The organism is Allobosea sp. RAF48, from assembly GCF_052114025.1.
Lineage (GTDB): Bacteria > Pseudomonadota > Alphaproteobacteria > Rhizobiales > Beijerinckiaceae > Allobosea.
In genome coordinates this window covers 1-22,966 of record NZ_JBFRDZ010000009.1, presented here as the reverse complement: position 1 = coordinate 22,966, position 22,966 = coordinate 1, and the positions used below count along the sequence as shown (strand labels likewise).

The 22,966-nt window shown below is 65.7% G+C and carries 28 protein-coding genes; 15 read left to right on the top strand and 13 right to left on the bottom strand.

Annotated features, from left to right (window positions below; translation table 11 throughout):
* Positions 1-232: 232 nt before the first annotated feature.
* Genes flgH through flgF form a run of 4 tightly spaced genes read right to left on the bottom strand, consistent with a single transcriptional unit; the run spans position 233 to position 3,631 of the window.
* Positions 233-985 carry a flagellar basal body L-ring protein FlgH gene (gene flgH, locus AB4Z10_RS17270; RefSeq protein ID WP_441471618.1) on the bottom strand — a complete coding sequence of 251 codons (753 nt, stop codon included), beginning with the start codon at positions 983-985 and terminating at the stop codon, positions 233-235.
* A 17-nt stretch (positions 986-1,002) separates the two neighbouring features.
* Positions 1,003-2,058, bottom strand: a complete 1,056-nt coding sequence (gene flgA / locus AB4Z10_RS17265; RefSeq protein WP_441471617.1) for a flagellar basal body P-ring formation chaperone FlgA — start codon at positions 2,056-2,058, stop codon at positions 1,003-1,005.
* 16 nt (positions 2,059-2,074) lie between these two features.
* Positions 2,075-2,866, bottom strand: a complete 792-nt coding sequence (flgG, locus tag AB4Z10_RS17260; protein ID WP_441471616.1) for a flagellar basal-body rod protein FlgG — start codon at positions 2,864-2,866, stop codon at positions 2,075-2,077.
* Positions 2,867-2,887: 21 nt separating this feature from the next.
* The gene (gene flgF / locus AB4Z10_RS17255) at positions 2,888-3,631 is read right to left on the bottom strand and encodes a flagellar basal-body rod protein FlgF (protein WP_441471615.1); all 744 of its coding nucleotides are present in this window, start codon (positions 3,629-3,631) and stop codon (positions 2,888-2,890) included.
* 283 nt (positions 3,632-3,914) lie between these two features.
* Here flgF and AB4Z10_RS17250 point away from each other — a divergent pair, with 283 nt between their 5' ends.
* From AB4Z10_RS17250 to AB4Z10_RS17230, 5 genes are all read left to right on the top strand, one after another.
* Positions 3,915-4,412, top strand: coding sequence for a flagellar basal body-associated FliL family protein (locus AB4Z10_RS17250; protein WP_441471614.1), 498 nt, complete (start codon positions 3,915-3,917; stop codon positions 4,410-4,412).
* 43 nt (positions 4,413-4,455) lie between these two features.
* Positions 4,456-5,583, top strand: coding sequence for a flagellar motor switch protein FliM (gene fliM, locus AB4Z10_RS17245; RefSeq protein WP_441471613.1), 1,128 nt, complete (start codon positions 4,456-4,458; stop codon positions 5,581-5,583).
* A gap of 11 nt (positions 5,584-5,594) precedes the next feature.
* Entirely contained in the window at positions 5,595-6,056 is a 462-nt protein-coding gene (locus AB4Z10_RS17240; RefSeq protein WP_441471612.1) for a DUF6468 domain-containing protein, read from the top strand.
* A complete protein-coding gene (locus AB4Z10_RS17235) occupies positions 6,053-6,886 on the top strand; it encodes a MotE family protein (RefSeq protein WP_441471611.1) in 834 nt (277 codons plus the stop codon). The genes AB4Z10_RS17240 and AB4Z10_RS17235 overlap by 4 nt, the downstream gene beginning before the upstream one ends.
* 276 nt (positions 6,887-7,162) lie before the next feature.
* Complete coding sequence (locus tag AB4Z10_RS17230; protein ID WP_441471610.1) at positions 7,163-10,567, top strand: hypothetical protein; 3,405 nt, start codon at positions 7,163-7,165, stop codon at positions 10,565-10,567.
* Between the two features lie 107 nt (positions 10,568-10,674).
* Here AB4Z10_RS17230 and AB4Z10_RS17225 read toward each other — a convergent pair whose 3' ends face one another.
* From AB4Z10_RS17225 to AB4Z10_RS17215, 3 genes are all read right to left on the bottom strand, one after another.
* Positions 10,675-11,019 (bottom strand): lipid-A-disaccharide synthase N-terminal domain-containing protein, encoded by a 345-nt coding sequence (locus AB4Z10_RS17225; RefSeq protein WP_441471609.1) that lies wholly within the window; start codon positions 11,017-11,019, stop codon positions 10,675-10,677.
* Positions 11,019-11,762, bottom strand: a complete 744-nt coding sequence (locus tag AB4Z10_RS17220) for a glycosyltransferase family 2 protein (protein ID WP_441471608.1) — start codon at positions 11,760-11,762, stop codon at positions 11,019-11,021. The genes AB4Z10_RS17225 and AB4Z10_RS17220 overlap by 1 nt, the downstream gene beginning before the upstream one ends.
* Before the next feature lie 181 nt (positions 11,763-11,943).
* Positions 11,944-13,635, bottom strand: a complete 1,692-nt coding sequence (locus tag AB4Z10_RS17215; RefSeq protein ID WP_441471607.1) for an ArnT family glycosyltransferase — start codon at positions 13,633-13,635, stop codon at positions 11,944-11,946.
* Between the two features lie 238 nt (positions 13,636-13,873).
* Here AB4Z10_RS17215 and AB4Z10_RS17210 point away from each other — a divergent pair, with 238 nt between their 5' ends.
* A complete protein-coding gene (locus tag AB4Z10_RS17210) occupies positions 13,874-14,050 on the top strand; it encodes a DUF4118 domain-containing protein (RefSeq protein ID WP_441471606.1) in 177 nt (58 codons plus the stop codon).
* A 30-nt stretch (positions 14,051-14,080) separates the two neighbouring features.
* Complete coding sequence (locus AB4Z10_RS17205) at positions 14,081-14,518, top strand: hypothetical protein (protein ID WP_441471605.1); 438 nt, start codon at positions 14,081-14,083, stop codon at positions 14,516-14,518.
* 117 nt (positions 14,519-14,635) lie between these two features.
* On the opposite strand, the gene AB4Z10_RS17200 is transcribed toward AB4Z10_RS17205, so the two are convergent.
* Both AB4Z10_RS17200 and AB4Z10_RS17195 read right to left on the bottom strand, forming a co-directional pair.
* Positions 14,636-14,770 (bottom strand): DUF7696 family protein, encoded by a 135-nt coding sequence (locus AB4Z10_RS17200; protein WP_441471604.1) that lies wholly within the window; start codon positions 14,768-14,770, stop codon positions 14,636-14,638.
* Between the two features lie 9 nt (positions 14,771-14,779).
* Positions 14,780-14,986 (bottom strand): hypothetical protein, encoded by a 207-nt coding sequence (locus AB4Z10_RS17195; RefSeq protein ID WP_441471603.1) that lies wholly within the window; start codon positions 14,984-14,986, stop codon positions 14,780-14,782.
* Between the two features lie 400 nt (positions 14,987-15,386).
* Here AB4Z10_RS17195 and AB4Z10_RS17190 point away from each other — a divergent pair, with 400 nt between their 5' ends.
* From AB4Z10_RS17190 to AB4Z10_RS17165, 6 genes are all read left to right on the top strand, one after another.
* Positions 15,387-15,608 (top strand): hypothetical protein, encoded by a 222-nt coding sequence (locus tag AB4Z10_RS17190; protein WP_441471602.1) that lies wholly within the window; start codon positions 15,387-15,389, stop codon positions 15,606-15,608.
* A gap of 565 nt (positions 15,609-16,173) precedes the next feature.
* Positions 16,174-18,237, top strand: coding sequence for a DNA cytosine methyltransferase (locus AB4Z10_RS17185; protein ID WP_441471601.1), 2,064 nt, complete (start codon positions 16,174-16,176; stop codon positions 18,235-18,237).
* A gap of 31 nt (positions 18,238-18,268) precedes the next feature.
* Complete coding sequence (locus AB4Z10_RS17180) at positions 18,269-18,571, top strand: ASCH domain-containing protein (RefSeq protein WP_441471600.1); 303 nt, start codon at positions 18,269-18,271, stop codon at positions 18,569-18,571.
* Complete coding sequence (locus AB4Z10_RS17175) at positions 18,564-18,767, top strand: hypothetical protein (RefSeq protein ID WP_441471599.1); 204 nt, start codon at positions 18,564-18,566, stop codon at positions 18,765-18,767. The genes AB4Z10_RS17180 and AB4Z10_RS17175 overlap by 8 nt, the downstream gene beginning before the upstream one ends.
* On the top strand, positions 18,757-19,209 hold the full coding sequence (locus tag AB4Z10_RS17170) for a hypothetical protein (RefSeq protein WP_441471598.1): 453 nt from the start codon (positions 18,757-18,759) through the stop codon (positions 19,207-19,209). Before AB4Z10_RS17175 ends, AB4Z10_RS17170 begins: the two co-directional genes overlap by 11 nt.
* A 115-nt stretch (positions 19,210-19,324) precedes the next feature.
* Complete coding sequence (locus AB4Z10_RS17165) at positions 19,325-19,567, top strand: hypothetical protein (RefSeq protein WP_441471597.1); 243 nt, start codon at positions 19,325-19,327, stop codon at positions 19,565-19,567.
* Positions 19,568-19,775: 208 nt separating this feature from the next.
* Here the strand turns inward: AB4Z10_RS17165 and AB4Z10_RS17160 are convergent, their stop codons facing one another.
* Positions 19,776-20,138: a hypothetical protein gene (locus tag AB4Z10_RS17160; protein ID WP_441471596.1), complete on the bottom strand. Its 363-nt coding sequence runs from the start codon at positions 20,136-20,138 to the stop codon at positions 19,776-19,778.
* Positions 20,139-20,457: 319 nt separating this feature from the next.
* Here AB4Z10_RS17160 and AB4Z10_RS17155 point away from each other — a divergent pair, with 319 nt between their 5' ends.
* Positions 20,458-20,640 carry a hypothetical protein gene (locus tag AB4Z10_RS17155; protein ID WP_441471595.1) on the top strand — a complete coding sequence of 61 codons (183 nt, stop codon included), beginning with the start codon at positions 20,458-20,460 and terminating at the stop codon, positions 20,638-20,640.
* 37 nt (positions 20,641-20,677) lie between these two features.
* Positions 20,678-21,127, top strand: a complete 450-nt coding sequence (locus tag AB4Z10_RS17150; RefSeq protein WP_441471594.1) for an NUDIX domain-containing protein — start codon at positions 20,678-20,680, stop codon at positions 21,125-21,127.
* A gap of 273 nt (positions 21,128-21,400) precedes the next feature.
* Here the strand turns inward: AB4Z10_RS17150 and AB4Z10_RS17145 are convergent, their stop codons facing one another.
* The 3 genes from AB4Z10_RS17145 to AB4Z10_RS17135 all read right to left on the bottom strand — a co-directional run bounded on the left by AB4Z10_RS17145 (position 21,401) and on the right by AB4Z10_RS17135 (position 22,879).
* Positions 21,401-21,565 carry a hypothetical protein gene (locus AB4Z10_RS17145; protein ID WP_441471593.1) on the bottom strand — a complete coding sequence of 55 codons (165 nt, stop codon included), beginning with the start codon at positions 21,563-21,565 and terminating at the stop codon, positions 21,401-21,403.
* Positions 21,566-21,747: 182 nt separating this feature from the next.
* On the bottom strand, positions 21,748-22,506 hold the full coding sequence (locus AB4Z10_RS17140; RefSeq protein WP_441471592.1) for an SOS response-associated peptidase family protein: 759 nt from the start codon (positions 22,504-22,506) through the stop codon (positions 21,748-21,750).
* Positions 22,499-22,879, bottom strand: coding sequence for a hypothetical protein (locus AB4Z10_RS17135; RefSeq protein WP_441471591.1), 381 nt, complete (start codon positions 22,877-22,879; stop codon positions 22,499-22,501). Before AB4Z10_RS17135 ends, AB4Z10_RS17140 begins: the two co-directional genes overlap by 8 nt.
* Between the last annotated feature and the right edge of the window lie 87 nt (positions 22,880-22,966).

Below are 22,966 nucleotides of genomic sequence, written 5' to 3'. Positions count from 1 at the left end.
CTTGCGGAGCGGCACTCGGGTTCTGCTTCCCACCGATCCCGGACACTCCCCACGCCATCGCCCAACGACGAAAGCCCCGCGTCGGGAGAACGCGGGGCTTCTGGCCGCCAGCTGGTTGGCTTGGGGAGCGTTGCGGGCGGCCGGGGTTGTCGGCGGCTCGGGAGAGACCGCCGGCTCGGGCCGGCGCGGAGACAAGGGGGAGCGTTCCGCGCCGTCCGGATTTCGGGAAAGGTCAGAAGGGCAGCAGGATATCCATCACCTGCTGGCCGTAGCGCGGCTGCTGGACATCGGTGATCTGGCCGCGGCCGCCATAGGCGATGCGGGCCTGGGCGATCTTGGTCGAGTCGATGGTGTTGTCGGACTCGATGTCCTCCGGCCGGATCACGCCGGCCACGATCAGCTCGCGTATTTCGAAGTTGACGCGGATCTCCTGCTTGCCCTCGATCACCAGGTTGCCGTTGGGCAGGTTCTGGGTGACCACGGCCGCGACATTGGTGGCGAGCTGCTCGCTCCGGCGCACGGAGCCGGCACCCTCGCTCGAACCTTCGGAATCGAGCTTCAGAAGCTCGCCCGCATTCGCACCGTCCGGCAGGAACTTGTCGAGCTTGTTCTCGAAGCCCATGATCCTTCCAGCGCCGAAATCCTCGCCGTTCTTGCGGCTGCGCTTGGTTGTATTGTCGAGCTGCGCCCGGTCGGTGACCTTGACCTTGACGGTGACGAGATCGCCGACATTGCGGGCGCGCTGATCCTTGAAGAAGGCCCGCGAGCCGGTGCGCCAGAGCGAGTTCGGCGCGTAGGAGGCATGCTCCATCGCCGGCATCGGCATCTGCACCGGCTTGTAGCCCTTGGCGGCGGTCGGATCATCCACAGGCGAGAGCGTCGGCGCCTGGCCCACATTGGCGAGGCGGTCACCGATGCCGCAGGCCCCGAGCGAGGCGGTGAGCATCAGCAGGCCGGAGAGCTTGGCGAGGCGGTGCGCATACATAGCGGTTTCCATGAGGGTCACTGGGCGCTGGCGATGCGGCCGTTCAGGGAGGGTTGGACGGAGACCCGCCCCGGCCCGCTGACCTTGCCCTGCAGCACGCGCTTGGATTGGGGATTGGTGACGGAGACGACATCGCCCATCGCGCCAGCCTCGTTGGCCTTGCCGCGCAGCGTGATCATCAGCCCCGGCGCCTCGTAGACGATGGTGACGAGATCGCCCTTGCCGACGATCTCCTCGCGCTGGACGTCGCTGCCGCGCAGCGGCACACCGGCGAGCAGCGCCCGGCGCGCGACCTTGTCGACCGCCGCGCGGGCGTCGCTGATGATCTCGCCGCCCTGCCCGTCGCGCGGGCGGCGCTCGACGATGACATCGTCCTTGCCCAGCGTCTCGCCGCGGGAGATCAGGCGCTTCGGCACCACCACCTCCATCGTTTCGACGAGCTGACCGGAGATGCGCAGCGGCTTCAGCCGCATCGCCATGCTGCCGGGCACCGCAAGCCGTGCCTGCAGGCGACGCGAGCGGGCGTCGAAGGAGAGGTCGAGGACGCCGACATCGCCGGTAAGCTCGGGCTCGACCGCAACGGCCGGAGCGCCGCCATCGATTGCCAGCGCGAAGATGCGGGCATCGATGCCGAAGCGCTCCTGCAGCCCGATCTTCACCGCGATCTCGATGTCCGCGGCAGTGATCCGGCGCGCGGCGCGCGTCACGACCACCTGGGCGAAGCCCTGGCTGTCGAAGTCCGACGTTTCGCGGATGATGCCGGCAGCCCGCGCCGCCTCGATGATACGCGCGACCTGGATCGTACCGGTCTCGCCGAGGCCCGGCGCGCGGAAGGCGGCCGTCGCGGCGGTCTCGCCCGAGAGCCCCGGGATGAGATCGCCGAAGGTGACGAGATCGCGGGGGAGGTTGACCTCGGAGCGCAGCTGCAGCTTGCGCGGCAACGCGGCAACCGGCGCCGCGGCGGCAGGTGCGACCGAGGCCGGCGCAGGCTGCGGGTGCTGCTGGCCGTGCTGCGGAGCCGCCAGGGTGGCGGTGCCGGAGAGCAGGAGAGCGATCAGGGAGAGGCGGACCATGATGCGAAGCCTCCGATCAGCCGCGGAACATCTGGGTCGTCGCCGACATCATCTGGTCGGCGGCCGTGATGACCTTGGAGTTCATCTCATAGGCGCGCTGCGCCGCGATGAGAGAAGAAAGCTCCGTCACGGCCTGCACGTTGCCCTCTTCGAGATAGTTCTGCTGCAGCGTGCCGAAGCCCTCGCCGCCGCCGAAACCGTCGATCGGCTGCCCTGAAGCGGCGGTCTCGACATAGAGGTTGTCTCCGATCGACTCGAGGCCGACCTTGTTGACGAAGCGCACCAGCTGGATCTGGCCGAGCTGCTGCGGCGCAGTCTGCCCCGGCAGCATGGCCTCGACGATGCCCTGCGCGTTGATGCTGACGCTGGTGGCGTTGTTGGGCACGGTGATGCCGGGCTCGACCTGATAGCCGTCGCGGGTCACGAGCTGCCCTTGCGAGTCGAGGTCGAAGGAGCCGTCGCGACTATAGGTGGTGCGGCCGTCCGGCATGCGGACGCGGAAGAAGCCCTCGCCGCGGATGGCGAGGTCGTAGGGCTTTTCGGTCGGGCTGATATTGCCCTGCGTCATCACGCGACCGGTCGAGACCGTCTTGACGCCGGAGCCGATGAAGGTGCCGGCCGGAGCCTGCGTGTTCTGGTCGGAAGTGGCCGAGCCGGCGCGCCGGAAATTTTCGTAGAGCAGGTCCTGGAAATGGACCTGCTGGCGCTTGTAGCCGGTGGTCCGGACGTTGGCGATGTTGTTGGAGATGACCTGGACGTTCATCTCCTGGGCCATCATGCCGGTCGCGGCTGTCTGCATGGCGCGCATGGGAGTCGCTCCTTTCCGCTATCAGGCTTGCTGGTCCGCCAGGCGCGAGATCGCCCGGCTGCGCAGCTCGTCGGATTTGGTGATCATGTTGGCGACGCTCTGGTAGTTGCGCTGCACCTCCATGAGCCGGGTCAGCTCGACCACGGCCTTGACGTTCGAACGCTCGATCGCGCCAGGCTCGAGCCGCGCCTCGGGGCCGGCAGGCTGGACGCCGGCCGTCGCCGAGAACAGGTTGGTGCCCTCGCTGACGAGCTTGGTCGCGTCGGAGATGCGGACCTGACGCAGCTTGCCGCGCGTGCCCTGGTCGCTGCTCACCGTGCCGTCGGCCGCGATTCGCATCGCATATTCGCTGGAGCCGAAGCTGATCGGCCCGGAATCGCCCATCACCGGCAGTCCGGTCTGGGTCACGAGGCGGCCTTGCCGGTCGACGGTCAGCGATCCCGCCCGGGTATAGCGCTCGCCGCTCGGCGTCTGCACGACGAGGTAGTTGTCGCCTTTCAGCGCCACATCCAGCGGATTGCCGGTCATCTCGATCGTGCCCTGCGACAGGTCGATCGGCGTGCCGTTGTCGATGACATAGGACAGCGGCCGGTCGGACGGCTTGAAGGCGTCGGCCTTGGCGACCGGCATGATGAATTCGTTGAAGCGCGCACTGCGCGCCTTGAATCCATTGGTGCCGACATTCGCCATGTTGTTGGCGATGACGTCCAGCTCGCGCGCCAGGGCAACCTGGCGCGACAGGCCGATGAGAAGCGCGTTCTCCACGGCTCAACTCCCGATCATGTCCCGCGGCGACCTCGACGCTCCCCAGCGCAGTCGCCACGGCCCATTCCCCGCAATCGCCGTGCCAGCATGGTTAATTTTCGTAAAGCACTGATATTATTTGTTTTATTCTCATTCCGATTGCTCGCCACAACCCGGCACGAACGGCAAAAGCGGCAAGAACGACCCGGCAAATTCTGCCGTCCTTAACGACGCGTTAACCGTAATTGGCGAAGGTGCGTACATGGGCGGCAGAACGCGGCCCGGCGGCCGGGGCGCAGACGAGATGGCGAAGAAAGCCAAGACGGAAGAGGGAAGCGCGTCGGGTCCGGATGCGCCGAAGAGCAAGAAGAAGCTCTTCATCATCGGCGGCGTCGTGCTGCTGGCGGCTGCCGGCGCCGGCGGCTGGTTCTTCCTGAAGAAGCCGACGCCGGAGCAGATCGCCGCGACCGAGGCGGCCAAGGCGAAGAAGCCCGCCACCTTCCTCGAAATGAAGGACATGATGATCGGCATGTCCAATGGCGGCCAGCAGGACCGTCAGCCCGTCATGAAGATCAAGGTCGTGCTCGAGATCGCCGATGCGAAGGTCTCCGAAGAGGTGAAGCCGCTGTTGCCGCGCGTCGAGGACGCCTTCCAGGTCTTCATGCGTGAGCTGCGCCCCTCCGACCTCGAAGGCTCGGCCGGCATGTATCGGCTGAAGGAAGAGCTTCTGCGCCGCGTCAACCTGACGGTCTATCCGGCCAAGGTCGACGCAGTGCTATTCAAGGAACTGCTGGTGCAGTGAGCCGGGGTATCCCTGAGCCCCGGAACGAGATGACGGCGGAACGATGAGCACCGAGCGCGACAACCCCGCACCGACCGACGAGCCGCTGACGCCGGAAGGCATGGCGGCCGGCTGGGCCGCGATGCCGGACATCATCGAAGAGGACGGCGAAGCGGAAGGCGGCGTAGACCGCCTGATGTCGCAAGACGAAATCGACACGATGCTCGGTTTCTCCAGCAGCGACGACGGCGCGTCCCGCAACGGCATCCAGGCGATCGTCGATTCGGGCTCGGTCGCCTATGAACGCCTGCCGATGCTCGAGATCATCTTCGAGCGTCTGGTGCGCCTGCTCTCGACGAGCCTGCGCAACTTCTTCACCGACAACGTCGAGGTCACGCTCGAGAGCATCCGCTCGGTGCGCTTCGGCGACTACATCAACTCGATCTCGCAGCCGGCGCTGCTCTCGGTGTTCAAGGCCGAGGAATGGGATAATTTCGGCCTCGTCACCATCGAGTCGGCGCTGACCTATTCGGTGCTCGACGCCATGTTCGGCGGCAAGCGCGGCCAGCCGGCTCCGCGCATCGACGGCCGCCCCTTCACCTCGATCGAAATCCGCATGGTCCGCCGCGTCATCGAGCTGGTGCTGGGCGATGCCGAGGCTGCCTTCAGGCCGCTCTCGCCGGTGACCTTCACGGTCGACCGCGTCGAGTCCAACCCGCGCTTCGTCTCGATCTCCCGCCCGGCCAACGCCGCGATCCGCGTCGAACTCAAGTTCGACATGGAAGGCCGCGGCGGTGCGCTGCATATCCTCCTGCCCTACGCCTCCATCGAGCCGATCCGCGAATTGCTGCTCGAAAGCTTCATGGGCGAGAAGCTGGGGCGCGACCCGATCTGGGAGAACCATCTCGCGACCGAGGTCTGGCAGGCCGATGTCGACGTCACCTGCGTGCTGCACGAGACGCAGATGCCGCTGAAGCGCGTCATGAAGCTCGAGATCGGCGACACGCTGATGTTTGACACCCGCCCCGACTCCACCGTGTCGCTGCGCTGCGGCGACTTCATCGTCACCGAAGGACGGATCGGACGCGTCGACGACAAGATCGCCGTCCAGGTGGTCGCGCCGCTCCGGCGCTCGAAGACCACCCTCGCGGCCTTCGACAGCCTTGCCAGCCATCTCGGCGCCACGACCTGAAGCAGGATGCCATGACGATCAATCTCATTGCCGACGTGCTGGTCGCCAGCCTGCTGGTCGCCACCATCATCACCTGCTTCGTCCTGACCAAGCGCATCGAGCGCCTCAAGGCCGACGAGGCCGGCATGCGTCAGACGGTCGGCGCCCTCATCACCGCCACCGACAATGCCGAGCGCGCCATCGCCGGCCTCAAGCTCACGCTTGGCGATTGCGACCGCACGCTTGAGGAGCGTCTGCGCACTGCCGAGCGCTATGCCGCCGATCTCGCCGCCCAGGTCGAGGCCGGCCAGGCGGTGATGGAGCGCATCGGCCAGATCGTCAGCGCCGCCACCCTGGTCGGCGCCAAGCCGCCGGCGGCGGATGCCGCTCCGATTGCCGAGCCCGCGCCGGTGTCCCGCCTTGAAAGCGCCGCCCAATCGGCTGCAGCCATCCGCGCCCGCGCCGCCCGCCGCCTCGAGGAACAGGCTGCGTGATCGAAAGACCCCGCCTCCTGCCGGCAGTTATCCTCGGCGCCATGGGTCTCCTGGCGCTGAAGCTGCTCGCCTGGACGGCGGACCCCGCCCCCGGCAAGATTCCCCCTGACGCGCCGTTCTTCGCGAAGGCCCCCGCCGGCAAGGCCGTTGCCGAGAAGGACGTCTGGGGCCAGGCGAAGATCATCGCGCGCGCCCAAGCGCCGGACTTCTTCGATCCCGAGACGACCGGCTCCGTGCCCGCTCCCGACCCAAAGAAGGAGCAGGAAAAGAAGGAAGCCGAGGCGAAGGCCGAGGCTGCCCGCGCCGCCAACCCTAACAACAAGGCCGGCGTCATGAACGGCACGGCCAAGCCGCTCTCGCCGGCGGAGAAGGCCATTCTCGAACGCCTCGGCGAACGCCGCGACGAGCTCGAAGGCCGGATGCGCGAGCTGGAAATGCGCGAGCGCCTGCTGGATTCGGCCGAGAAGAAACTCGACGGCCGCGTCGGCGATCTCAAGACCCTGGAAGAGAAGGTCAGTCCAGCCGCCAAGGCCTCCGCCGACGAGGCGAAGGCGATCAAGAATCTCGTCATCATGTACGAGGCGATGAAGCCGAAGGACGCCGCCCGCGTGTTCGACCGCCTCGGCCTCGACGTGCTCGTGCCGGTGGTGCAGCAGATGAATCCGCGCAAGATGTCCGAGGTGCTCGCCGCCATGTCGCCGGAGCGCGCCGAAAAGCTGACCGTCGCGCTGGCGACCAGCGGCCGGATGCCGGGCTTCGAACGGGTGGCGAACGAGGCTTCGCTGCCCGGCAACGAACTGCCAGCGATTGCGCCCGCCCCGCTGCGGTAGAACTGCTGTGCTCGGCTAGAAGGCGGCGCCATTCAAGGCTTGACCCGGAATCCATCACAGAGCGCCGAACCCTCCGATGGTTTCCGGATCGGCCCCGCCAGCTGCAGCTTGCCCGGAATGACCGCGCGGTTCCCTCAAAATGCAACGCACTCCAGCTGCGAAAATGCCCATGCCGCTCCCGTTAAGACGGCATTATGGTTGACGCGCTAGCGTGCCCGAGGGCCGCCGCGTCTGCGTGATGCAAAGGCCATAGTCGCGTTGGGTCGAGTATTCCGTTTGCCTCTGTCGCGTTCCCTCGCCTTCGGTATCGGGCTGGCCGCTCTCGCGCTCGCCGCCGGCCTGAACGCGCCTGCATGGGCCGCCAGCGCCACGATGCGCGGCGAGGCCATGCAGGCCGGCTTCGGCCGCGTCTCGCTCGCCTTCGACGAACCGATCCAGACCCGCATCCGCGTCGCCAACGGCGTGCTGATCGTCGCCTTTGGCAGCCCGGTCCGCGTCGATATCGCACGCATCGCCCGCGAATTGCCCAATTACGTCTCGGTTGCGCGCGTCGACCCCGATGGACGCGGCATGCGCTTCGCGCTGACCCAATCGTACAAGGCGAACCTGATCGAGGCCGGCGACAAGGCCTTCATCGATCTCCTGCCGCAGAACTGGGCGGGCGTGATGCCCGGCCCGCCGCCGGAAGCCATCGCGGAATTGACCGAACGGCTGCGCGTCGCCGAAGCGAAGGCCCGCGAAGCCGCCCGCCAGCAGGCCGCTCCGCCTGCGGTGCTGACGATGCGCTCGGCCAGCCTGCCGACGCTGGAGCGCCTGATCTTCAAGGCCCCCGCCGAGACGAAGCTCTCCAGCGACCTCTCGGACGGCATGCTCAAGCTCGTCTTCAACAAGCCGATGAACGTCGAGGCGGCCGAAATCCGCAACGCACTCCCGGCCGACGTCGCGCTGTCCGGGCTCGACGCCGGCAAGGATGCGCTCACCCTGACGCTGGCCCTGCCAAAGGACTGGCAGGCCCGCAGCTTCAACGACGAAACAGGGCTGGTCGTTGACCTGTTGCGGCCTGCCAAGATCGACGCGCTCTCGCTGCCCGGTACCGACAAGCCGCAGCCGCCGGCCACGCCGACGCCCGCACCGGCCGCCGCAGAGCCGACCAAACCTGCCGCCCCTCAGCCGGCCGTGCAGCCGGCCACGCCCGCGCAGCCTGCCGCTGTAGCGCCAGCCCAGGAACCGCCGCCCGGCCCGGTCGCTATCTCCGCTGCCGAGACGCGCCTCGATTTCCGCTTTCCGCGCCAGACCGGCGCCGCCGCCTTCCTCGATGCGGGCGTGATGACGCTGGTCTTCGACACGCGCGACACCATCGACCCCGCCCGCCTCGCCGGCCTGCTGCCGAAGCTCATCGCGGAGAGTTCGGTGACGCGCGAGGGCCGCGTGACGCTCGTCCGCTTGCGCCTGGCCGGTCAGCCGCTCGCCCGTTTCTTCGATGATGGCAATGGCTGGTCGCTCGATCTCGGCGAGGATGCGGGCAAGCCTGCCGCCGTGATCAAGCCACAGCGCAGCATGGATGAGCGCGGTCAGACCATCCTTGCCGTTCCACTCGCCGGGCTCACCGGCATCCACTGGCTGGAAGTGGGGCCCGCAGGCCTGCCGATCGCGGTCGCCACGGCAACCGGGCCGGTGCTTGTCACGCCCAAGCCGTATCAGTTCGTCGAATTCGGCTTGCTCCAGACCGCGCAAGGTCTCGCTGTCCAGCCGCGCTCGGACGATATCGCGGTGCGCGCCGGCACCGAGCAGGTGCGCATCGGCCGCACCGGCGGCCTCACTGTTTCGCTAGATGTTGCCGAGCCGAACAAGCAGCAGGCCGAGGCACAGGCCGAGAAGAGCGCCCCCCCGCCGCTGCTCGACGGCGATGCCTGGGCGAAACTCAGGCTCGGCAACCTGCGCGACCGCGCCCGGACGCTGATGCTCGACGTGACCGACGCCTCGCGCGGCCGCAAATCGGATGCGCGCCTGGCGCTCGCCCGCTTCTACGCCGCCAACGGCCTGATGCCGGAAGCCGCCGGCCCCCTCCGCGCGATGATGGCGGACGACCCGGCCATGCGCGGCAACCGGGAAGCTCTCTTCCTGCGGGGCGTCATCGCAACCCAAATGCACCGCGATCAGGATGCGGTCGCCGCCTTCAACGCCGAGGCCATCAAGGACGACATCGAGACAGGCCTCTGGCGCGCTCTGGTCGAACAGCGTTTGAACCGGAACGCTCAGGCGATGGTCGGCTTCCGCCGAGCCGAAGCGGTGCTCGACCGTTACCCCGTCGATCTTCAGGGCGAGTTCCGGGAGGCGATGGCGCGCGCCGCGTTCGCCACGCAGGACATGGGCGTAGCCGAGCGGCAGGTGCAGGCGCTCACGGACATGCCGCGCGGCAGCTTCGACCAGGAGCACCTCGCCCTGCTGCAGGCACGGCTCGACGACGCCAGCGGCCGCCCCGAGGCGGCAATGAACGGCTACAAGGCGCTGTTCGAGGCGAAGAGCCGGCCCGTCGCCGCCGAGGCGCAGCTGCGCGCCGTCAAGCTCGCCGACGCCGAGAAACGGACGGACCTCAAGCCGGAAGAGGCCATTGCCCGCCTGGAGACCGTCTCAGTGATCTGGCGCGGTGGGCGGCTCGAGATTGAGGCGCTTGCCGAGCTCGGCCGGCTCTATGCCGACCAGCAGCGCTGGCGCGACGCCTTCCTGATTGCGCGCCGGGCCAATGAGAACTTCCCCGACGATCCGCTGACCCGCCGGATGCATGATGAAACGGCTCAGCGCTTCGCCGAGCTCTTCACCGGCTCAGGCCTTGGTACCCTGCCGCGCATCGAGGCGCTGGCGCTGTTCTACGACTTCAAGGAATTCCTGCCGATCGGCCGGCGCGGCGACGAGATCACCCGCCTCCTCGCCGACCGGTTGGTCGAACTCGACCTGCTGGATCAAAGCGCCGAGATCCTGCGCTACCAGATGGATCGCCGCCTGACCGGCGCGGCCCGCTCCACGGTCGCCGCCCGCCTCGCCATGATCGACCTGATGAATGGCAAGCCGGCCGAGGCGGTCCGCGCGATCAACGCGACCCGGCTCGTCGAATTGCCCGCCGACGTCAAGCGTRCCCGGCTGCTGCTGGAGGCCAAGGCGCTCTCCGATCTCTCACGGACCGACCAGGCGCTGGAGATGCTGGAGGGCGAGCGCGGCGCCGAGGTCGACCGGTTGCGCGCCGACATCTACTGGACCGGGCGGCGCTGGCGCGAGGCCGGCGAGGCCTATGAGCGTATCCTCGACGAGAGCTGGCGCGGTGACGCGCCCCTGACCGATGCCGAGCGAGCCGACGTGATGCGCGCCGGCGTCTCCTATGTGATGGCGAACGAAGCCCTGTCGCTGGACCGTCTGCGCAGCAAGTTCGCGACGAAAATGGCGCGCAGCGCCGATGCCCGCACCTTCGCCTTCGTCACCGGCGCCAACCGTTCCCGCGCGGCCGATATCCGGGAGATGGCACGCGCGACCGCGAATGCCGACAGCGTCTCGGAATTCCTGAAGGCCTATCGCGAGCGCTATCCCGGCCTGTCGACCTCCATGCGCAAGCCGCAGCAGCCAACAGACCCCCTGCCCTCGCCGGCGCAAGGCGCGACCGCCGAACCGTCAACGCCACAGCGCAGCTGAGCGTCGGTCATGCTCGGGCCTGACCCGAGCATCTTGTGAGGAACGAGGCTCCTGCGCTTTGTCCTGCCGGCGTTTCTCGGGTCAAGCCCGAGAATGACGCCCTTTGCCTAGCCCGGCCCGGAATTCGTATCCTCGCCGCGCGCCTTGGCGCGCAGCACGAATTGCAGGTTGCGGATGTAGACGAAGACGCCGAAGCCCTGCCCGAGGATGAAGACCGGGTCGCGCCGGTAGAGCGCGTACATCAGCAGCAGCGCACCGCCGCCGATCGAGAACCACCAGAAGGTCATCGGCACGACGGAACGACCGGCCTTCTCGCTCGCCAGCCACTGCACGACGAAGCGCATGGTGAAGAGCCCCTGCGCCACGACGCCGAGCAGCACCCACCAGTCGATGTTGTTGACGAAGACGTCGTGGAAGTAGTTGCCGATAGTTTGTTGCAGGTCGATCAGCATCACATCGTCTCCGAGACGATCTGGGGCACGCGCTTGCGCCGCCGGATCAGCCACCAGACGCCGGCCAGGTCGAGGATACCGACCCAGAGCCGGTCGAAGAAACCGTAGTTCGAGACGCCGGTCAGACGCGGCCGGTCGCGCACGTCGACATGCAGCACCTTGTAGCCCTCGCGCGCCATCAGTGCCGGCATGAAGCGGTGCAGCGCGTCGAAATAGGGCAGCGCCAGATAGGCCTCGCGCCGGAAGCACTTCAGCCCGCAGCCGGTGTCGCGTGTATCGTCCTTCAGCACCCGCCCGCGCACGCCGTTGGCGACCTTCGACTGCCAGCGCTTGAAGCCGGTGTCCTTGCGGCCGACCCGCTGGCCCTGCACGAGCCCGGCATGGAGGCCGCCCTTCTGCAGGGTCTCCACCATTTCCGGCAGGAACACGGGGTCGTTCTGGCCGTCGCCGTCGAGCGTCGCGACGATGGCGGAACGCGCATGGCGCACGCCGCTGCGCACCGCCGCACTCTGCCCGCAGGATTGGCCATGGGTCACGACCCGCAGCCAAGGCCGCGTCGCCGCCAGCTCCGCGAGTTTTTCGGCCGTGCCGTCGGTCGAGCCGTCATTGACGTAGACCACCTCGAATGGGCCGATCATCGCGCAGGCCTTCTCGATATCGGCGACGAGCGGCGCGATGTTGCCGGCCTCATTGCGCACGGGCACGACGACGCTGAGCAGGGGATGGGAGGAGGTTTCGGTCAAAACGGCATCTTCCGGCAAAATGGCCCGCAAACTGCGTCAGCGCAGCCCATAGAGCATTGCGCAAAAAAGTGGGAACCGGTTTTTCGCTTAAAGCAATGCTCCAAGCGACAGGAAACGATCACGCTTTTTTCCCATTTTGACAGTTCCGTCAAAATGCGACGCGACCGGGGGCAAGCATTTATCAACCCGGCTCCCTGACGAAGACGGCGATTTCGAGGAGGCGGCCGCCATTGAGGTTGAAGCCGCGGATCGTCGTGAACAGGCGCGGCTTGACCGGCTGGTTCGCGAGCGCGGCCTGGAACTCGTCGGCGAAGCGCTTTTCGACGAAGGCGACGCGGCATCCGGGCAGGCTGAGGAAATCGGCCGCCTGCTGGCCGCTCGCGGCCATGCCGAGATTCGTGCCGGTCAGGAAGACCAGGCTCGGCTCGCGATAGCCCAGCGTCTGCACGGCAGGGTCTGGACAGGCCGCCCGCGCCGCCTCGGCGAGCCGCGGCGAAAGCTTCAACGAGCGCAGGCTCTCGATGGCGAAGGGGTAGACCGAGGCCGTCAGCAGCAAGCTCGCGAGCACGCAGCGCCAGAGCGCGCCTTCAAGGTCGAGACGCCGGAAGGCGGCAATGACGCCGGCAGCAGCGAGGAGCACCAGCGCGAAGCCGGGCAGAGCCAGCCAGGGCAGGGTCTGGTCGAGCTTCCAATTGCCGAAGAGGATCACGCCCATGAGCGCAAGCGGGACGATCAGCACGAGGCAGGCGGTTGCCACCGCGCCGCGCCGATAACGATCGATGCCGCCGTTGATCATCGCCAGCAGCAGAAGCGCGGTGATCGCGGGATAGAGCGGCAGCACGTAGTGCGGCAGCTTGGTCGGCACCGCCTCGAAGACGAGCCAGCTCGGCACGATCCAGGCGATGAGGAACAGGATCTGCGGCTCCTTGCGCCTGATCCAGGCGAAGGGCACCGCCATCGCGGCGAAGGCCGCCGCCGGCCAGTAGGTCGCGAAGAAGACCAGGAGGTAGAACCCAGGCGGCCCCCAATGCTTCTCCTGCCCCTCCGCGACCTTGCCCAGCATGTCCTGCCCGACGCTCTCAGCGAAGAAGCTGCCGCCGGTCTTGAGCATGATCGCGACGAACCAGGGCAGCGCCACGATGAGGCAAAGCAGCAGCCCCGGCCCGAAGCGCAAGGGCTTCAGCCAGCGGAAGGAACGCTGGCTCGCGCTCAGCACCAGGATGGCGAGGCCCCAGACCATCGGCACGATCGGCCCTTTGATCAGGAGCCCGATCGCGGTCGCGCCCCAGAACACCAGCCAATTGCGCCGGTCCGGCACGAAAGCGAGCGAGCGCGTCCAGTCGAACCAGGCCCGTGCCAGCGCGCCCATGCTGGCAACCGCGCAGGCTGCGAGCACGGCATCCGTCTTGGCGATACGGGCTTCGACGCCGAGCAGCACCGCAGCCGCCATCAGCGAGGCGCCGAGCAGCGCATAGCGCCGCGCCAGGAAGGCCAGCAGCGCCCAGTAGGTCAGCAGCACCGTCGCGATAGCACCGAGCAGCGAGGGGATGCGGTAGAGCCAGATCTGCGTGCGCGCCTGCGGCACGCCGAGCGCCTCGCCCGCCTTCACCGCCGCGCTCTGCAGCCAGTAGATGCCGACCGGCTTCTTGTGCCGGGCTTCATCCTGGAAGCGGATGTCGACGAAATCGCCGGTCTCAAGCATCTGCTTGCTGGCCTGGGCGAAGCGCGGCTCGTCGCGGTCGAGCGGCTGGAGCGTGCTGAAGCCGGGCAGAAAAGCGGCGAGCGACAGAAGAACCAGAAAGGCGCAAACGCGCGCATGGCTGGCCGCCAGGACACTCGTCAGCCGATCGATCGCTGGCGTGAGCGAAAACATCATCCATCCTCGCGACCGCCGGGCCGCGCCTGTGCTGAAAGCCGGTCGCGCTGGAACGCCGCACGCTTGCCGGGCCTTTCGGGCACGATCAAGGCGAAGCCGCGCGCGGTTTACGCTGCGGGGCGCGAGCGGGCAAGCGCGAGGACGACGCATGATCGCCGCCCGGCCCGTGAAATTGTGGCGGGTATCCCCGCGGAACGCTATCGAAGCATATGGCTGCCGCGCGCTCGGCGCGCTGATGACGACGCTGTTCTATCCGCCGCTCTTCAGTGCGCTGGTCTTCGAGCCGCCGCAGATCGTCGACCTGATCACCTCACTCGTCGTCGCCCTCGCCGTGGGGCAGCTCGCCGGCAAGCTCAGGCGGCAGATGGTTCAGGCGACGGAAGGCGAGCGGACCATACGGCGCATCTACTAAGTCAGCAGCGCGCTCGCAGCTGCAACCGGTGTGGACTCGGTCTACCGCATTGTGGCCGAGCAATTGTCGCAGGCACTCGGCCGTCCGGCGGCGCTGTTCGCCATGGCGGGGCCGGGGCAGCTGGCGACGGTCCATTCGCCCTTTTCCCGCGATGTCACGGAAGCCCTCGCCGGCCGCGCCCGGCCGATCTTGCTGGACTCGGCCGCTCCGTTCGCGGCGGCGACCTTCACGTTGCCGCAACGAGGGCACTGGCTTCTCTGTCGGCTCACCGGGACTGATGACGCCCGCGCGATCGTCGCGATCGAGGTCGATACCGCCGACGACGCGGCCCATGCCGCAGGGCTGGAGCGCGTCGGGCTCGTGCTCGCCGAGGGAAATCGCTCGCTGGAACGGCTGGGGCTGTCGCAGATCCTGGAGGAGCGGCGGCGAGGGCGCGCAACAGCGCGAACTGCTTGGGCGAAAGTATAATCGCCGTGCCGCCTCAGCTGACGAGAGGGCGGGCGATGTCAAACCGTCTTATAAGCCCGAAAACGCCGACAATACTCGTCAATTCGCCATAGCCGATCCGGCAAGTCTTGGATCAATCTACAGCCGTTGGTGATCGACCTCGGCCAGAGACCGCACCTCGCACTCGTGCTTCCATTCCTCCGACCAGGCCGAAACCTCGCGGCCGGCGAGGATGGAGAAGGTCATGGGCGGGTTGTCGGGTGGGTAGGACATCGGCGCAAATCAGTGCTTGGAACGAAGCTTAGCCTGTTCCAGATTCGCTTGCCCCAGGAAAGCCTCGAGCTTCGTTAGCGCTTCAGGCGCCAGCAGGATTTCGATTTCGCGATCGTCGAATCCGCGTCCAACAATGACCGCGGCCCCTCCCGGTTCTACTGTGACAGCAAGATGAGTGATATCGCGCAGCTCGAGCTTCAGCGGTTTGGTCGTCACCGGAGCATCCATCGACGTTAGTGCTCGCACCGGATTAGCATTTTCCCCGATGGAAGTGAGAAGCGGCACTCATCTTCATAGTGAACCGGTGTGCCGTCCTTGAGCGTGTAAGATGTCGTTGGGAGGCCGGGCCACTCGCGCCAGACAATGACGATATGGCGGCTGCCATACTCATCCTGGCAGCACTCTCGATAAAGCTCACACTCAGGCGGCATCGCCCCCGCGCGCGGACGGCCCTGCAGGCTTTCGCAACGCAACCATTTTTCACCTCCCACAACGCTCTTTTGAGGGTTCAACCTGATCGATCGGGGCGGGGTTCCGCACTGGTGTGAAAGCTCTTGCGAACCGCTCCTCAGCACCTAAATTTTTCCCCACGGTTCACTTCTAGGGGAAAGGAGTCATGCCGTTTTTATCATTGACCGATCCTGCCGATCTCGCTCGGGCCTATGCCGCACTGGAGGCCGTCTGGGACGAGGTCAAGAGGTCCATTCCCGAGCCGGAGCATGAAAGGGAGCGGACCAGAATCGCCTGCCTCGTCGCCGGTTTTGCGCCCTTGGCGCTCGACGAGGAGGATCTGAAGCAGAACGTCCTGCTTCATTACAATCATTCAGTGCTCAGCTGAGCCACGCCCGCCGACGATTGCCGGCGGGCTCCTCGTCGACTTGTCACGGCGCTCTTCGGCTTTCTCGTAGTGTTCGCTGATTCTCCCGCGAGACGAGAGATTGTGCCGCCGCACTTGGAGCAGCGATAGCGCAGGCAGATGTCCGGGATCGGCAGATCGCCAGGCAGCCCGTACAGGCTGATCTCAGCATAGCGAACACAGTCGTTACACCAGACCTCCGCCAGCTTGTATCCGGGAGATCGAGCAGTATTGCCGTGAAGCCCAGCGGAAGGTGCTGGCCAGAGCCGCCATGGCGAAATCCGCCGCGGCATTCGATCAGGATTTGACTAACGAGAAACCGGCTAGTCAAATCGGCGGATCTAACCCCTTAAAAGGAAAGGAGTTTTTAGGAGAATGGCGAGCCCGGCAGGATTCGAACCTGCGACCGATAGCTTAGAAGGCGAGTGTGAATCGGGGAATACCAACGCGTATTCTGACACGTTCGCGAAAATCCCCCTCATTGATATTGCTGAACTATTCGGCGCCGTCAGAATGTCCCTCCCCTCCCCTGCGAGGAGCGCGCGCCATGGGTGAGCGGGGCCTGATCTTCGACAGCTTTGCGGGCGGCGGCGGCGCGTCGCTCGGGATCGAGTGGGCGCTCGGCCGTGGTCCAGACTTCGCAGTCAACCACGACGCAGACGCGCTGCTGATGCACGCCCGCAACCATCCCAAGACGATCCATCTCAAGGAGAACATCTGGAAGGTTGACCCCCATGCGGTGAGCAAGGGCAAGCCGGTCTTCCTGCTCTGGGCATCGCCGGACTGCCGCCACCATTCGAAGGCCAAGGGAGGCAAGCCCGTCTCGCGCTCCGTGCGCGGCCTGGCCGATGTGATCCTGCTCTGGGCGCAGGAGGTGAAGCCTCAGATCATCCTCCTGGAGAATGTCGAGGAGTTCCGAGACTGGGGACCGCTCGGCGCCGACGGCATGCCGATCAAGGAGCAGAAGGGTCGGGAGTTCGCGCGCTGGGTCCGAGGGCTCGAGGCTCGCGGCTACATGGTCGAGTTCAAGGAGCTTCGCGCCTGCGACTACGGCACGCCGACGATTCGGAAGCGCCTGTTCGTCGTCGCGCGCCGCGACATGAAGCCGATCATCTTCCCGAAGCCGACCCATGGCGCAGGCCTGATCCCCTACCGCACTGCTGCCGAGATCATCGACTGGTCGATCCGCGCGCCGTCGATCTTCATGACCAAGGCCGATGCGAAGGCAGAAGGGCTCAACATCATCCGACCGCTGGCCGACAAGTCCATGGCGCGGATCGCCAAAGGGTTTGGCCGGCATGTGCTGGCCCGCGCTAAGACTGAGAAGGGTGCCTTTGTAGTCACGGTGAACCACGGCGGCGAGCAGTTCCGCGGGCAACCGCTTGGCGAGCCCTTCAAGACAGTGACCTCGGCGCGCGACGCTCACGGTCTGGTCACGCCATTCATCGGCGTGAATCGCTTCAGCAGCGACGGCCGCCCCATCGACGCCGCCATGCCAACCGTCACTGCCAACAGCTTCGAGAAGCGACCTGGCGCCGGCGGCCCGCTGTCCGTCATCACACCCTTCATCAGCCACGCGCAGCAAGGCGGGCGCAACCGTCCGGCGACGGAGCCGCATCACACGGTCTGCGCCAACGCCAAGGATCAGAACCAGGTCGTTATGGGCTATCTGGTCAGCCGGTATGGTGAGCGCCCGGCGACAGAAACAGCGCCTGGACAAGAACCGCGCGCTCGCGGGCTGGAGGAGCCCTACCCGACCGTTGTCGGGACCGGGAACGGCGGTGATCTTGCTGCCGTCTATCTGGCACAGCACAACCTCGGCGCAATCGGGCGCCCGGCAGACCAATCCACTGCCACGATAGCAACAGCTGGAGCCCAAGTGCAGCCCGTCATGGGCTACATCGCCAGCCTGCAGAACAACACGGTCCGCGGCGCGGTCGACGAACCGGTCGGCGCCGTTCTGGCCGGCGGCAATCACCACGCCGTCGTCGCGCCGTATCTCTCGGAGATGCGCGGCCGCAGCGAGGCGCGCGGGGCTGACGAGGCGCTATCGACCGCGACACAGCAGGCGACGCACGGCCTGATGGCCCCCTTTATCGGTAGCTACTACAGCGAGGGCAGCACCGACGCCGCGACCGACGCGCCAATGCCGACGGTGCCCACGAAGGCGCGGTTCAGCCCGGTCCATTGCTATATCGCCGTCCCGCCGATGACGCCGTTCATGCTCGAACGGGCCAAGATGGTGGCCCGCTTCCTCCATGCTCATGGCGTCTGGCACGACCCCAACGTCCTGGTCGAGATCGCCCCCGGCCTGATCGTCTGGGACATCGGCATGCGGATGCTGACGCCGCGCGAGCTCGCCTGGGCCCAGGGCTTCCCGGACAGCTACGACATCTCAGCCGGAGGCCAGCTCACCGAGACGGCGCAGCGCCACAAGATCGGGAACTCGGTCTGTCCGCAGGTCGCCGCGGCTATCGTCGCCGCCAACTGCATTGAGGCTCTGGCGCTTCCGGATCTGAAGCGCCGTAAGCGCTGCGTCCTGCCGCGCTTCGACGATCTGCGTCCCGACAATGATCCGACAACCGACCTCTTCGGGAGTGCCGCAGCATGACCCCTCTCTCACCCCCGCCGCGCAGGGGACGATGGCTAAACTGACCCTGCCGCTCAAGGCGGAATACTTCGACGCGATCAGGGACGGCACTAAGCCGGAAGAGTTCCGGCAGGTGACGCCGTTCTGGCGGAGGCGCATCGAGGGCCGGACCTATCACAGCGTCGTGTTGACGAAGGGCTACCCGAGGGCGGACGACACAGAGCGGCGGCTTGAGGTGCCATGGATCGGATACCGGCAAATCACGCTCACGCACCCGCACTTCGGCCCAGATCCGGTCGAGGTGTTCGCCATCAACGTGACGGGCCTCCCCGCCAAGGAGAACGACCATGGCTGAGAAGCTGAGCCCAACCCGTCGTAAGGCGCTCAATCGGCTTTCGACGGAGCCCACGCTGCTGATAGGGACAGAGCTGACTGCCGCCGCTTGGTTGGTGATGAAAGGCCTAGCGCACCGCCATCGCCTCAACCACTTCACGATCACGCCGGCCGGTAGCGCGGCCCGCGCCGCCTTGGAGCCCCGCGATGAGCGCTGACACAGCCCCTGCCGCGATGCCGAGCGAGGAGGACGTGGCGCGGGCCTTATGCATTGCACAGGGCAACAACCCGGACTTCGACTACGATCCGAACGGCGTTTCCGACGCCCCTGGCACGAACCTCTGCTGGAAGCTTTATCTCGGACAAGCCCGCGCCATCATCGCCCTCTTCGCCCCGATCCTGGCGGACGCTCGCACGACCAATTCACAGGGCTGGCGACAGATGGCGCTCGATGAGCATCAGAAGCGTCTAGCCGCCGAAGCCGCGCTCGCTGCGGAGAAGGAGCGGTGCATTGCCATCGTCGACGCGCAGGTACGCGATTGGGTGAAAGAGCGTTCCGGGCCATATTGGGAAGGCTACAGGGACGCGATGGAAGACGCCACCGAGGATATGCGCAAAGGCGTCCCCCGTGCCGCTGCCATCCGGGCGCAGGGAGAGTGAGATGGGAGTGATGCCAACCGTTTGAATTTTACATGGCGCAGTGACGCATTGCTTCAAACTTCGGGGTTACAGTCATCGGGTAACCGCGCCCCGCCACTTCCTGAGGATTGCATCTATGACTGACAATGCCGAAACCCGCCCTGCTGATGCTTTGGATGACCAGGATCTCGAAGCCGTCAATGGCGGGGTCTCTTACGAGAGCATAGTGTCCACTCTCTTCCGCGTCGCCACTGCCGTCGTACCTGCTGCGATACAGTCAGCTCAATCCAAGGGCATGGAGGCCGGTGCTCCGGGAATTGTCAGCTCGCTGCCGCAGCTCTTCGCGCCGCGTGACGTGCTGACCGGCCAGGATCGTTGAACGCATTTCCGGATGCCGGGGCACCCATGATCCGCGCCAACGGCTTCACCATCGCCCTTGCCTTCATGGCGCTGGTCTTCGTCGCGGTCTATGGATGGCTGAGCGGGGCTTGGCGGTGATCAGACGAGCTTACCGCAGTCGGCTGAACAGGCCAGTCCACCGGCCTTGCCCGTTGAGCCTGCGGTTCGAGGCGAGCGGCAGGCTAGGGTTATCGTCTCGCAATCAGGAGTGTTAAGCGTCCGCGGGGGCTGGTCTCTGCCGATAGAACATTCGTTGGCGACAACTGCTTTGCCCGAAGCGCGGAGACAATGCTCGGTACAGCCTCAATCGCACTCCTAAGTTTCTGAAGTTCGGCCTCACCCTTCTCCGCAACACGACGATGGATCTGCACTTGCTTCGCCTTCGGCAGCAAGCTGATGTCAACAATTGCGATTGGTTGGCTTTTCAGGGAGCCAGATGGGCTTGTAGGGTCAGGCAGCTGCCGTTCCAGCGACGATTCATTCAATTCCTGCGCGCTGGCGCCGACCACGGCGAGAGTGAGGCCAGCCACTACGAGCGTGAGTGCATGCATTAGGCCGACCTCCGTGTGTATCGACCGCATGGTACGATTCCACGCGGCAGCTCATGACTGAGCCGGGTCGTTTCAAAAGCGGGAAAATCTCGCGGCCTACCTGGCGGGATGATGGCCACCCTTCGCCAGCAACACGCGCATTAGGTACGCGCGGCAAGGGAGCATTGCGCCTTTTAGCGGAGGGAAGCGAATCCGGCTGGCTCACAACTCCGTTAGTTCTGGGCCCTCCGAGCCAAGCTGCCGTCGAACGTTTAGTGGAGTGGTGGAACCCTTTTTCGAACTACCCGTTCACCGACAGGGGGCAATACCGGAGGCTCTCATGCGGGACGGACAAGGCAATAAGCTTTCACCCGAAGAACAGCAGAAAATACGCTCGATACAGGGCGCACCAGGTCGGGATTCAGTCAGCGGCATTTCGATCGATCCGAACGCCGGCAAGGACACCAGTAAAGAACCACAGGCGAAGCCTGTCGAGAAACCGGCCGCCGGCCCTGGAGAATAGGGTTTTCTCCAGCGTAGACCGGGGTGGAGGTTAAGAGATGCCTGATCCCGACTATGAAGCCAAATATGGCAGGGGCCCTCACCTAACGGCCGATGCGGTGGTTTTTCGCGGAGACGAAGTCGCCCTGATCCGCCGCAAGAAGGGCGGCCACTGGGCCCTTCCCGGTGGCTTTCTTGACCAAGGCGAGACCTTCGGAGCTTGYGCCTTACGCGAATTCGAGGAGGAGGCCGGAGTGAACCTCCAGGCTTCGCCGGGTCTGATTATCGCCACCTACCCGCCTATTGCCTTCGATGCGATCGACCGCGATCCGCGGAGCCGCATCATCTCGGGAGCAGTCCTTTTTGAACTCTCGTTGGACCACGGCCGGCCACCTCTCCAAGCCGGCGACGACGCCGTCGCTGCTGAGTGGTTCGCGGGGAATGACATCCCTGCCCTCTACGCAGACCACAACAGCATTATCAGGGTGTTGAAGGCCACGTATCTCTAATTTGGCCATTTCACCGGTGGCGGCACTGTCCGCCGAACTGTGCTTGAAATGCGCGAGCATGGCGTTCGTCGGAAAAACTCACTTGCACGCTTCCTGAAGGGGGGTCCATTTTGATCCGCGCTTGGTGAGGAATATTCCACTCCACGAGCCACCTACCAACTTCGAATAACTGCTCGTTTAGCGTGGCCGGATCCAACGGGAGATCCACGCGAAAGTATCCCTCGGGGCCGACTTTAGTCGTGATCGATATCGAGCCTTGCGACATCATCGAAGTCAGCCGTTTTCGCCCTCAAAGGCCATCACAGCAAGGGCTGATGCACCCGCGACGACGAGCCAGATGGCGTCCCCCATCCACGTCGCTGGAATCGTCGGAGACGCGACAACCGTCGTGATGCCCGCTACTGAAAACAACGTCGATAGAAACGAAAAACGCCACATTTCCGCCTCCATTTTTGGAGGCGCTAACGTTTGGCAATGGCGCCGGTTCCATCGAAAATTGGGCGAGGGCCACGAACATGTCGGGGCACGCCTTCGTTTCCAAGCACCGACCCTGCCAACGTTCAGGATACGACGGCGCGTTCGCTACCGTCCGCAAAGCTCTGCGTCGCGGCGGAGGGCCGTCAGATCAAGAAGGCCTGCGCCGGCCGCTCAACCTCCGGGTCTCCGCCATCCGTTTTCATACCGCGGGCTACGATGCTCAACGAGCCATCCGGCAACGGTCGCTGCAGCGCCCACGCCTGTTCCCACGGCGCCGTCATCCAGGTTTCGCACTCCTCCGGTGTCGTGAGGATGACCGGCATCGCCTTGGGATGGATCGCCTTCACCTCGGCATTCGGATCGGTGGTGAGGAAGGCATAGAGATCGGCCGTCACCTCACCCTCCTTGACCTTCCGCACACTCCGCCATTGAGGCGTCCACACCCCGGCGAAGAACGCGGTTGGGCGCTCCTCCCCGAACGCGAACCAGATGTCGCCGCCAGCGTCCTTGTTGAATTCGGAGAAGGATGTGAACGGCACCAGGCAGCGATGCCCGACCCCCAGAAATTTCTGCCAGTGCGAGTATTTCGTATCCCGGATGTTCGTGTTGCCGGCGCTCGGCTCCATGCGGATCATCTGAGCCATGTCGACGGCCTTGCCCTTCGCCGCGAGTTTGTCTGCCCGCAGCTTCGCCGCTTTCTCGATGACGAAGAATGGAGACGGCATGCCCCAGCGCGCCATGGCGAGCTCAGGGAGGCCACCGCCCACCGGATTGCGGATCACAGGAGCGGTATAGTCGGGGAAGATGCCGGGTTGCTGGACAATCTGCGCCGCAACGTCGAACCGGGCGAACAGCTTGCGCATCGCCTCGACGTTTCGCGTGTGGCTGTAGAGATTACACATCGTCACCGCCAACCCTGCGCCTGCGCTCAATCGGCGCTGGCTCGGCCGGCAGCATGTCCGTCTTGCCGCCCTCGATCAAGCTGAGGCCCATCATCGGCGGAGGCCAGTCGGGTGGCGACGTTCGGCCGATATCAGGGCAGTAGGCCCCGCACTTCATGCCGTACTTCTGCGGCTTGCGTGTGGGGTTACCGTGCCGCCAAGGGCAAGGCTCTCGGAACAGTGCGAGGAGTTGGGCGAGCGTCGCGTGTGCGCCATACCGCCAGGCCAAGGAAGCCAGCCGAGCGTCCCCGCTGCGCCGGCAGTAGTGGCAGCGGAAGCGCACCACCACCCACGGAAAATCCCGAAGCTCGGTCTGGTCGTTCGGCTGTTTCATTGGTCATTCGGGTTCGCGAACAGGCCGCGCTCCCTGTGAGAACAGCCCGCGCAGATACCCGCGCGAGACGGAACGATCGGCGTCGGC